The organism is Kitasatospora sp. DSM 101779 (genome assembly GCF_025655475.1).
In the GTDB taxonomy this organism is placed as follows: Bacteria; Actinomycetota; Actinomycetes; order Streptomycetales; family Streptomycetaceae; genus Kitasatospora.
The window spans coordinates 3241301-3251464 of the sequence record NZ_JAHTIK010000001.1 but is presented as its reverse complement, the minus strand read 5'-3'; the positions used below and the strand labels follow the sequence as shown (position 1 = coordinate 3251464).

8 protein-coding genes and 1 pseudogene are annotated in these 10164 nt (G+C 73.4%); 5 read left to right on the top strand and 4 right to left on the bottom strand.

Annotated features, from left to right (window positions below):
• A partial coding sequence (locus KSNIM_RS14800; protein WP_263103683.1) for an ROK family protein occupies positions 1-454 on the top strand: 454 nt, incomplete at its 5' end.
• Between the two features lie 156 nt (positions 455-610).
• Here KSNIM_RS14800 and KSNIM_RS14795 read toward each other — a convergent pair.
• Entirely contained in the window at positions 611-1639 is a 1029-nt protein-coding gene (locus KSNIM_RS14795) for a DUF3533 domain-containing protein (RefSeq protein WP_263103682.1), read from the bottom strand.
• A gap of 106 nt (positions 1640-1745) precedes the next feature.
• Here KSNIM_RS14795 and KSNIM_RS14790 point away from each other — a divergent pair, with 106 nt between their 5' ends.
• Together KSNIM_RS14790 and KSNIM_RS14785 are read left to right on the top strand one after the other, a co-directional pair.
• Positions 1746-2225 (top strand): MarR family winged helix-turn-helix transcriptional regulator, encoded by a 480-nt coding sequence (locus tag KSNIM_RS14790; RefSeq protein ID WP_263103681.1) that lies wholly within the window; start codon positions 1746-1748, stop codon positions 2223-2225.
• A gap of 137 nt (positions 2226-2362) precedes the next feature.
• Entirely contained in the window at positions 2363-3916 is a 1554-nt protein-coding gene (locus KSNIM_RS14785) for an MDR family MFS transporter (protein ID WP_263103680.1), read from the top strand.
• A 97-nt stretch (positions 3917-4013) separates the two neighbouring features.
• Here KSNIM_RS14785 and KSNIM_RS14780 read toward each other — a convergent pair whose 3' ends face one another.
• Positions 4014-4259: a hypothetical protein gene (locus tag KSNIM_RS14780; protein ID WP_263103679.1), complete on the bottom strand. Its 246-nt coding sequence runs from the start codon at positions 4257-4259 to the stop codon at positions 4014-4016.
• A gap of 31 nt (positions 4260-4290) precedes the next feature.
• Positions 4291-5457 (bottom strand): inorganic phosphate transporter, encoded by a 1167-nt coding sequence (locus KSNIM_RS14775; RefSeq protein WP_263103678.1) that lies wholly within the window; start codon positions 5455-5457, stop codon positions 4291-4293.
• A gap of 377 nt (positions 5458-5834) precedes the next feature.
• On the opposite strand from KSNIM_RS14775, the gene KSNIM_RS14770 reads away from it, so the two are divergent.
• Positions 5835-7277, top strand: coding sequence for a C40 family peptidase (locus tag KSNIM_RS14770; RefSeq protein ID WP_263103677.1), 1443 nt, complete (start codon positions 5835-5837; stop codon positions 7275-7277).
• A 76-nt stretch (positions 7278-7353) separates the two neighbouring features.
• On the opposite strand, the gene KSNIM_RS14765 is transcribed toward KSNIM_RS14770, so the two are convergent.
• Complete coding sequence (locus KSNIM_RS14765; RefSeq protein WP_263103676.1) at positions 7354-9645, bottom strand: FdhF/YdeP family oxidoreductase; 2292 nt, start codon at positions 9643-9645, stop codon at positions 7354-7356.
• A 151-nt stretch (positions 9646-9796) separates the two neighbouring features.
• On the opposite strand from KSNIM_RS14765, the pseudogene KSNIM_RS14760 reads away from it, so the two are divergent.
• Positions 9797-10164, top strand: a pseudogene (locus KSNIM_RS14760) (hypothetical protein); the annotation flags it as partial.

Below are 10164 nucleotides of genomic sequence, written 5' to 3'. Positions count from 1 at the left end.
CCCCGTCCACCCGGACGGGCCCGCCTGCCCGTGCGGCGCCCGCGGCTGCCTGGAGCAGTACGCGGGAGAGGCCGCCGTGCTCCGCGCCGCGGGGCTCGCCGACGCCGGAGGCGACTGGGTCGCCCTGCTCGCCCGCCGGGCCGCCGACGGCGACCCGGCCGTCCGCGCCGCACTGGAGGCCGCAGGCTCGGCGCTCGGCGTGGCCGCGGCCGGCGCCGTCAACCTGCTCGACCCGGCGGCGCTCGTACTCGGCGGCGGCTACGCGGAGCTGGCCGAATGGCTGCTCCCCGCGATGCGGACCGAACTCGCCGGGCGGGTCACCGTCCGGGCCTGGCACGACGACTGGCTGACCGCGTCACGGCTGGGGCGGCGCGGGCCGCTGCTCGGTGCGGGGATCGGGGTCGTCCGCGCGGTCGTCGCCGACCCGGGCCGGTTCGCCGCCGCGGAGGCGTGAGGGCAGCGCCGCGGGGAACCGACCGGGCTGATCGGGCCGAGAACTGCGCCGCTCTGGTGGGGCGAACCGTCCGGAACACGGGCCGGCCCCGAACAGCGCAGCTCGCCGCATCCGGGTTGCGCAGTTCCCCGCGACTCTGGAGGTGCCCCCGTGCCCCTATGGAGCTGCCTCCGGCTGGGTCTCACCGGCACGGTCGGCGGTGAGAAGGGTGATGGCGACGCCGGCGACGGCCCAGGCGGCGAGGACGAGGAAGGGCGGGGCGAGGACGGTGCCGCCGAGGTAGGCGATGGAGCGGGCGGCGTCGGTGCCGGCGCCGTTCGGGATCCAGGAGCCGATCGCCCGCCAGAAGGGCGGCAGCAGCGGCGGTGGGTAGACCCCTCCCGCGCTCGGGTTGCCGAGGACCACGAAGATCAGCACGGCGATGCCGATCCCGACGACGCCGAAGAGGCACTGCATCGCCATGGTGAAGGCTCCGACCGCGAAGACCACCAGGGTGCCGAGTCCCCACAGCGGCCAGACCGAGCCCGGGAGGGCGTCCAGGACCGGGCCGGTGATCAGCGCGCCGCCGAGGCCGGCCGCGAGGGAGTAGAGGAGGAGCGTGCCGAGCCGCAGCAGGGCGCGGTCGGTGTTGGCGGGCCGCGAGCCGGCGCTGATGCCGAGGATCGAGGCCACCAGGTAGCCGCCGACGCACCAGCCGACCACCAGGTAGAAGGAGGAGAGGCCTTCGGCGTCGCCGGGGGCGAGCGGGAGGACGTCCTCGGTGCCGAGGGTCCGGTGCCGGGCGGACTCCAGCGAGCCGACGATCCGTTCGGCGGCGGTCGCCGCGGCGGGCCCGCGGGCGGTGGCCACCAGCAGGGTGTCCCGGCTGGTGGTGGGGTCGATCAGCCAGGCGGCGTAGACCTTCTGGTCCTCGATCAGCCGGACGGCGCTCTCCCGGTCCTCCGCCGTGCTGGGCCGGACGGCCTCGTCCGGGACGTCGTGCAGGGCCGAGGTGCCCTGGAGGACGGCCTGTGCGGGGCCGACCACGGCGATCGAGAGCCGGTGGGGGGTCGGGTCGTGGAGGGCGCCGACGTAGCTGGCGGTGAAGCCGAGTTGGAGCAGCAGCACCCCGAGCACGAGCAGGAAGGCGCGCGGGGTGACCGCGTCCTCGACCTCGGTGAGGAATCCGGGGCGCGGGCCGGCCATCGGCCGCCTCCTAGGGGCGTGGGGGCGCAAAACACGCGAAACGGATGCTTCATAACATGAAGCAGTTCTCCGGGGGTGGAGGCGCGGCCTACGGGATACTGGCGCCATGAATGACCAGGAGTCGGCCGACCAGGCGTTCCGCGCGGTCGAGCGGGAGGTGGCGCTGCTCTTCCGCCGCGGGCGGGCGCGGGCCGCGGAGATGGCGCGGCGGGTGCATCCGGAGCTGGAGGCGGCGGCGTACGTGATGCTGGCGTACGTGGAGGAGTCCGGCCGGGTGCGGCTGACCGACATCGGCCAGCACTTCGGGATCGGCAAGGCCTCGATCAGCCGGCAGGTCAAGCACCTGGAGGTGCTCGGGCTGCTGCGCCGCGAGGTCGACCCGCTGGACCGCCGCTCTTCGCTGGTCTCGCTCACCGAGGACGGTGCCGCCCGCTACCTGCGTGCCCGGGATGCCCGGATGGAGCGCTTCCGCGAGCTGATGTCGGCCTGGGCCGAGGAGGACGTGGAGCGCTTCGCCGAGCTGCTGCGCCGCTTCAACGAGCTGGCCGCGGAGTCCATGCGGGCCGAGGAGTCCGCCCCGGTCTGAGTGGCCCTTCGCGTGCTGCCCGGCTCGCCGCCGCTGCGGTGGGGCCGGGCTTTACGTGCGCTTGAAGAAAGTTGCCTAACTCAACCATTCGGCTTACGGTTGCTTTAGGCAACGAAAATTCACGCTGAAGGACCTCGATGACCCCGACGACCCCCATGACGCACCGGCAAGTCCTGGAAGCGCTGTCAGGCCTCCTCCTGGGCCTCTTCGTGGCCGTGCTCTCCTCGACCGTCGTCTCCAACGCCCTGCCCACGATCCTCAACGACCTGCACGGCGGCGAGTCCGCCTACACCTGGGTGATCACCGCCACCCTGCTGTCGCTGACCGCCTCCACCCCCATCTGGGGCAAGCTCTCCGACCTGGTCAGCAAGAAGCTGCTGGTGCAGATCGCCCTGGTGATCTACATCCTGTCCTCCGCCCTGGCCGGCCTGTCGCAGAACACCGGCGAGCTGATCGCCTGCCGCGTGCTGCAGGGCATCGGTGCCGGCGGCGTCACCGCACTCGCCCAGATCTGCCTCGCCGCGATGGTCCCGCCCCGCGAGCGCGGCCGCTACAGCGGTTGCTTCGGCGCGGTCTTCGCCCTGGCGACCATCGGCGGCCCGCTGATCGGCGGCGTCATCGTGGACACCGACTGGCTCGGCTGGCGCTGGTGCTTCTACGTCGGCATCCCGTTCTCGCTGCTGGCGATCGCCGTGCTGCAGCGCACCCTGCGGCTGCCGGTCGCCCCGCGGCGCAAGGCCCGCATCGACTACCTCGGCGCGCTGCTCGTCACCGCCGCGGCCAGCCTGCTGATGATCTGGGTCAGCCTGGCCGGCAAGAACTACGACTGGCTGTCCTGGCAGTCCGCCGCGATGCTCGCCGGCACCGCCGTGCTCGCCGTGCTCTTCGTCGCCGCCGAGCGCCGGGCCGCCGAACCGGTCATCCCGCTGCACCTGTTCCGCCACCGCACGGTGACGCTCTCCGCGGTCGCCAGCGTCCTGGTCGGCGTCGGCATGTACGGCGCGACCACCTTCCTCAGCCAGTACTTCCAGCTGGCCAAGGAGAAGTCGCCCACCATGGCCGGCCTGCTCACCCTGCCGATGATCCTCGGCCTCGCCGTCTCCTCGACCGTCGCCGGCAAGCTGATCACCCGCTACGGCCGCTGGAAGGGCTACCTGGTCGCCGGCACCCTGCTGCTCGCCGTCGGCTTCGGACTGCTCGGCACCGCCCGCGCCGACACCGCGTACGGCCTGCTCGCCCTCTACATGGCGGTGGCCGGCATCGGCCTCGGCCTGACCATGCAGAACCTCGTCCTCGCCGTGCAGAACACCGTGCCGCGCGAGGAACTCGGCTCCGCCAGCTCCGTCGTCACCTTCTTCCGCACCATGGGCGGCGCGGTCGGTGTCTCCGCGCTCGGCGCCCTGATGGCCGACCGGGTGGCCCGCTACCTCGCCGAGAACCTCGCCCGGGCCGGCGTCCACCCCGCCGGCAGCGCCCTCGGCGGCGGCGAGATCCCCGACCTGCACCGGCTGCCCGCCCGGATCGTCCCGCTGGTCACGGACGCCTTCGGCCACGGCGTCGGCGTCGTCTTCCTGCTGGCCGCACCGTTCGCGCTGCTCGCCTTCCTGGTCGTGCTGTTCATCCGGGAGACCCCGCTGCGCACCACCATGGACTCCCCGGCGGCGCGCACCCCGGTGCTCGTCGAGGACTGAGTCCCGGCCGGCCGGCCGGATCGGGTCCGGCCGGCCCCGGGCATGCGGAAGGGCCCGCGGGGTGCGTACCCCGCGGGCCCTTCGTCGTGCGTGCGGCTCAGCGGCCGGCGATCAGGGTGATCCCGTAGAAGACCACCGAGGCGCAGACGCTGAAGCAGAGCGCGGCGCCGGCCAGGGCCAGGTTGCCGCTGCCGGCCCCCGGGATCCCGGACCGGACGGCCTCCTGCGCGGCCTCGCGGCGCGACAGCGCCAGGATGCCGAGGGCGAAGGCCGCGACCACCGCGACGGTGATGGCGAAGCTGAGGCCCGCGGTCTGCGCGAGGGCGTCCCACTTGATGTGCATGGCTACCCGTCCTCTCTGACTGGTCGGCCGCTCAGGCCGCGACGGTGGTGGTGGCCGGGGTCGGGGCGGCGGTCTGCACCGGCACCTCGACCTCCTGGACGTCGTTGACGTTGCCGGCGTGCACCGGCTGGCGGCGGGAGGCGATCCACATCGCCCCGGAGCCGGCGACCAGCGTCGCGCCGACCAGGGCCACGCCCCAGGCGCCCTGGTCCGCGACGAAGGCCGCGAGACCGGCCACCGCGGCGGCGGCGGGCAGGGTCAGGCCCCAGGTGTAGACCATGCGGCGGACCAGGCTCCAGCGCAGCTCGCGCTTCGGGCCGCCGAGGCCGGCGCCCATGATGCCGCCGGAGCAGACCTGGGTGGTGGACAGGCCGTAGCCCATGTGGGTCGAGGTGAGGATGACCGTGGCGGCGGCCGTCTCGGTGGCGAGGCCCTGGCGGGGGCGGATCTCGGTCAGGCCGTTGCCCATCGAGCGGATGATGCGCCAGCCGCCCATGTAGGTGCCGAGCGCGATCGCCGCACCGGCGCTGACGATGACCCAGGTCGGGGGCAGTGCGCCGGGCTTGAGGGCGCCGACGGAGACCAGGGTCAGGGTGATGATGCCCATGGTCTTCTGCGCGTCGTTGGTGCCGTGCGCCAGCGAGATCAGCGAGGAGGTGAACATCTGGCCGCGCCGGAAGCCCTTCTCGGTGGTCTCCTCGCGGCCGCCGCGGGTGATCAGGTAGGCGAGGCGGGTGGCGCCCCAGGCGGCCAGACCGGCCACCAGCGGGGAGGCCACCGCCGGGATCAGGATCTTGGTGACGACGACGTCGAAGTTCACGCCGTTCAGGCCGACGCCGACCACGGTGGCGCCGATCAGGCCGCCGTAGAGCGCGTGCGAGGAGCTGGAGGGCAGACCCTTCAGCCAGGTCAGCAGGTTCCAGAGGATCGCTCCGACCAGGGCGGCGAAGATGATCGACGGCTGGAGGCCGGCCTTCTCGTTGACGATGCCGCCGGAGATGGTGGTGGCCACCTTCACGGAGAGGAAGGCTCCGGCGAAGTTGAGGACTGCGGCAATGGTGACCGCGACCTTGGGCTTGAGGGCTCCCGTCGCGATGGAGGTGGCCATCGCGTTGGCGGTGTCGTGGAACCCGTTGGTGAAGTCGAAGGCGAGCGCCGTGATGATCACAACGGCCACCAGGAACGTGATGTGTTCCATAACCAAACAATCGTCGTAGTTGTCGGACTGACGCTGCTGTCAGGCGTGACCGTAGGGAGCCCGGGTGAACGGAAGATGAACAGGGTTGGGAATCGTGGTTCCGATGGTGGATCGGGGGTGGCACGAACATTGCGAAAGTGTGGAAACCGAGGCTCTGTACGGCCGTTGTGTCCGCTTGGGTCCACCTTCGTGGGGGTTTGGTGAGACTTGCCTCACACCCCCTCGGTCGCGGCGGTGAGCCCCCGGATGAGGACTCGCTGAGAATTCACCGGACGGACCGCAGGCCCCCTGCCGTTACCTGTCGGTCACATGGCAGGATTCTCCGCAGAGATCACCGGGCGCGGACCCGGGCCGGGCTGGACTGGGGAGGGCGGCCGATGTCGGCTGGGCAGCGTACGGAGAACGGCGTCCGACCCTGGGTGCGGGCCGCCATGCGGTGCGGCGTCGTGCTCGCCGCGGCCGCCCTGTCGCTGCCGCTGGCCACCGCCGCGTACGCCGCGCCGGCCCCGACGCCGACCGTCACCGTGGCCGCCGGCGCCGACCCGCTGGCCGACGCCAAGACCACCCTCGGCCCGATGCTCGACCGGCTGCACCAGCTCTACCAGGAGGCCGAGGCCGCCACCGAGCAGTACAACGCCGCCGTCGCCCAGCAGGCCGCCCAGCAGCAGCAGGTCGCGGACCTCCGCGCCAGGGTCGCGTCCCAGCAGGCCGCGGTGAACGCCGGTGTCGACATCGCCGCCCAGCTCGCCGCCGCCCAGTACCGCAGCGGCCGGGCCTCCGACCTCGCCGACTTCATGCTCGCCGAGAACCCCTACCAGGCCGTCGTCATCGCCCAGTTGCTCGACGCCGCCGGCCGCTCCCAGAAGGCCTTCCTGGACCGCCTCAAGTCGGACCGCGCCACCCTGCTCGAGCTGCAGGCCCAGGCCGAGCAGGCGCTCGTCCGGACCACGGCGCTCGCCACCCAGCAGGAGGCCGCCAAGGCCGACGTGGCCAAGCGGCTCGCCGCCGTCGAGGACATGGTCGGCTCGCTGACCGGCGCCCAGCGCAGCGAGCTGGAGGAACTGGAGCGCCGCCAGGCCGACGAGGCCCAGCTCGCCTTCCTCGCCTCCGGCGCCCTCGGCAAGGGCGAGCGCACCCCGTCCGAGGCCGGCCGCAAGGCGGTCGCCTGGGCGCTCAAGCAGCTCGGCAAGGACTACGTCTGGGGCGGCGACGGTCCGGACGTCTTCGACTGCTCCGGCCTCACCTCGCAGGCCTGGCTGAACGCCGGCAAGCCGATCCCGCGCACCAGCCAGGAGCAGTGGGCGCAGCTCAAGCACGTCCCGCTGAACCAGATCCGCCCCGGCGACCTGGTGGTCTACTTCGGCGGCGCCACCCACATCGGCATGTACATCGGCGGCGGGCTGATCGTGCAGGCACCGCACACCGGCGACGTGGTCAAGGTCTCCAAGATCGGCGCCATGCCGATCCTCGGCGCCGTCCGACCCGACCCGGACTCGGCCGCCGACGACAAGGGCGGAGACTGGAAGGTGCCGCAGGTCACCGTCGGCGCCTCCCGGATCGCCCCGGCCAAGCCGACCACCCTGCCGCCGCGGCCCGCCCAGCCCACCCCGGCCAAGCCCACCCCGCCCCCCGCCACCGGCACGGGCACCCCGACCGGTACCGGCACGCCGAGCGGCAGCGGGACCCCGTCCGGTTCGGGCACCCCCTCGGGCTCCGGCACGCCGAGCGGCAGCGGCACCCCCTCCGCCTCGGCCACCTCCACCGAAGCCGCCTCCCGCTCGGCCTCGGCCCCGGCCTCCGGCACCCCGAGCGCCCCGTAGGCAGGGTGACCTCCCGCTCACGGGCAGGCCGCAGCGGCGCGCGGGGGCTCCTCCGCGCGCCGCTGCGGGTCGCGGCCTAGCCGACGGGCGCGCCGGTGTCCGGCTCGAAGCGGATCACCACGGCCTTGGAGGTCGGGGTGTTGCTGATCTCCGCCGTGGAGTCCAGCGGCACCAGCACGTTGGTCTCCGGGTAGTAGGCGGCCGCGCCGCCCCGGGCCACCGGGTAGTGCACCACCCGGAAGTGCGGCGCCCGCCGCTCCACGCCGTCCTTCCACTCGCCGACCAGGTCGACGTACAGGCCGTCGGCGAGGCCGAGCCGTTCGGCGTCGGCCGGGTTCACCAGCACCACCCGGCGGCCGCCGGTGATGCCGCGGTAGCGGTCGTCCAGGCCGTAGATCGTGGTGTTGTACTGGTCGTGCGAGCGCAGCGTCTGCAGCAGCAGCCGGCCCTCCGGCACCTCGGGCGCGGTGAGCGGGTTGACCGTGAAGTTGGCCTTCCCCGTCGCGGTCGGGAACGTCCGGCTGTCGCGCGGCCCGTGCGGCAGCGCGAAGCCGCCGGGGCGGCGCACCTTCTCGTTGAAGTCCTCGAAGCCGGGGACCACCCGGGAGATCCGGTCGCGGACGGCGTCGTACGAGACCGCGAACTCCTCCCACGGAGTCGGGTCCTGCGGGCCGAGGGTGGCCCGGGCCAGCCGGCAGACGATCGCCACCTCGGAGAGCAGGGTGTCGGACGGCGGCCGCAGCCCGCCGCGCGAGGAGTGCACCATGCCCATCGAGTCCTCGACCGAGACGAACTGCGCCCCGGCCTCCGTCCAGTCCCGGTCGGTCCGGCCGAGCGTCGGAAGGATCAGCGCCCGGGCGCCCGTCACCACGTGCGAGCGGTTGAGCTTGGTGGAGACGTGCACGGTGAGCCGGCAGCGGCGCATCGCGGCCTCGGTGACCTCGGTGTCCGGGGTCGCGGCGACGAAGTTGCCGCCCATGGCGAAGAACACCTTCACCCGGCCGTCGCGCATCCCGCGGATGGTGTCCACCGAGTCCAGGCCGTGCTCGCGCGGCGGCTCGAAGTCGAACTCCCGGCCCAGCGCGTCCAGGAAGGCCGCACTCGGCCGCTCGAAGATGCCCATCGTCCGGTCGCCCTGCACGTTGCTGTGCCCGCGCACCGGGCACACGCCCGCCCCCGGCCGGCCCACGTTGCCGCGCAGCAGCAGGAAGTTGACGACCTCGCGGATCGTCGGCACGGCGTGCCGGTGCTGGGTCAGGCCCATCGCCCAGCAGACGATGATCTTCTTCGAGGCCAGCACCAGGCGGCCCAGCTCCTCGATCTGCTCCCACGGCAGACCGGTCGCCTCCAGCACCTCCGCCCGGTCGGTCGACTTCGCCTCGGCCGCGAACTCCTCGAAGCCATGGCAGTGTTCGGCGATGAACGCCTCGTCAGTGCCGCCCTCCGCGGACAGCACCAGCTGGTTGAGCGCCCGGAACAGCGCCAGGTCGCCACCGAGCCGGATCTGCAGGAAGAGGTCGGTCAGCTTGGTGCCGTTGGCGGCCAGACCGCGCGCGTTCTGCGGGTTCTTGAACCGCTCCAGGCCGGCCTCCGGCAACGGGTTGACCGAGACGATCGTCGCCCCGGCCCGCTTGGCCCGCTCCAGCGCGGACAGCATCCGCGGGTGGTTGGTACCCGGGTTCTGCCCCGCCACGATGATCAGGTCGGCCTGGTAGAGGTCCTTCAGCGAGACGCTGCCCTTGCCCACGCCGAGCGTCTCGGTGAGCGCCGAACCGGACGACTCGTGGCACATGTTGGAGCAGTCCGGCAGGTTGTTGGTGCCGAGCCGCCGGGCGAACAGCTGGTAGGCGAACGCCGCCTCGTTGCTGGTGCGGCCCGAGGTGTAGAAGGCGGCGCCGTCCGGGGTGTCCAGGGCGCGCAGCTCCTCCGCCACGATCTCGAAGGCCCGCTCCCAGGAGACCGGCACGTACCGGTCGGATCCCTCGTCGAGCAGCATCGGCTCGGTCAGCCGGCCCTGCTGCCCCAGCCAGTAGCCGGAGCGCCGCGCCAGCTCGGAGACCGGGTGCGCGGCGAAGAAGTCGGCGGTGATCCGGCGCTCGGTGGCCTCCTCGGCGACGGCCTTGGCGCCGTTCTCGCAGAACTCCGCGGTGTGGGTCTTCCCGGGCTCGGGCCAGGCGCAGCCGGGGCAGTCGAAGCCGTCCGGCTGGTTCACCTTGCTCAGCACGGCCAGCGTGCGGCGGGCGCTCATCTGCTCGCCGGCCATCCTCAGGCTGTGCAGCACGGCCGGAACGCCGGCGGCCGCGTGCTTCGGCGCGGAAATCTGCGGCGCGTCCTGCACCGGATCGCTCTGCGGGGCCTGCTTGGCCATGACGGGTCCTCCTCCACCCGGGCGGCGGCATCGTCGCCGCGACCCGCATCCATCCTTGCACTGCGTCCGTCCGGGGGACCCGCACGGTCCCGGTCGGTGGGAGGATGGCGCCCGTCCACCACCGATGACCCGCAGCGAACGAGGACCGAGGATGCCGCCCATCGAGGAGCCCGCCGACCGCTTCGGCCCGGTGCCCGAGCCGACCGCCCCCGCCGTCCCGCCGCAAGCCCCCGGAGCCGCGCCGCAGCCCGCCGATGCCGTGCCCGTGGACGCCCTGCCCGTGGACGCCCTGCCCGTGGACGGCTGGGCGCTGGCGGCCCCTGCTGCCGCCGAGCCCGCTGCCGCCGGGCCGGCCGACTCCGCGCAGGACTACGTGCTGCCCGCGCCGGCGGCTCCGGCGGGGATCAGGCTGGCCAAGACCGGTGCGGCGGGGGCGTCCGCCCCGGCTCCGGCGGCCGGGTCGGCGACGGGCGGTGCGGAGGCCGAGGCCGTAAGGGTCGACGGCCCCCCGCCGAAGGC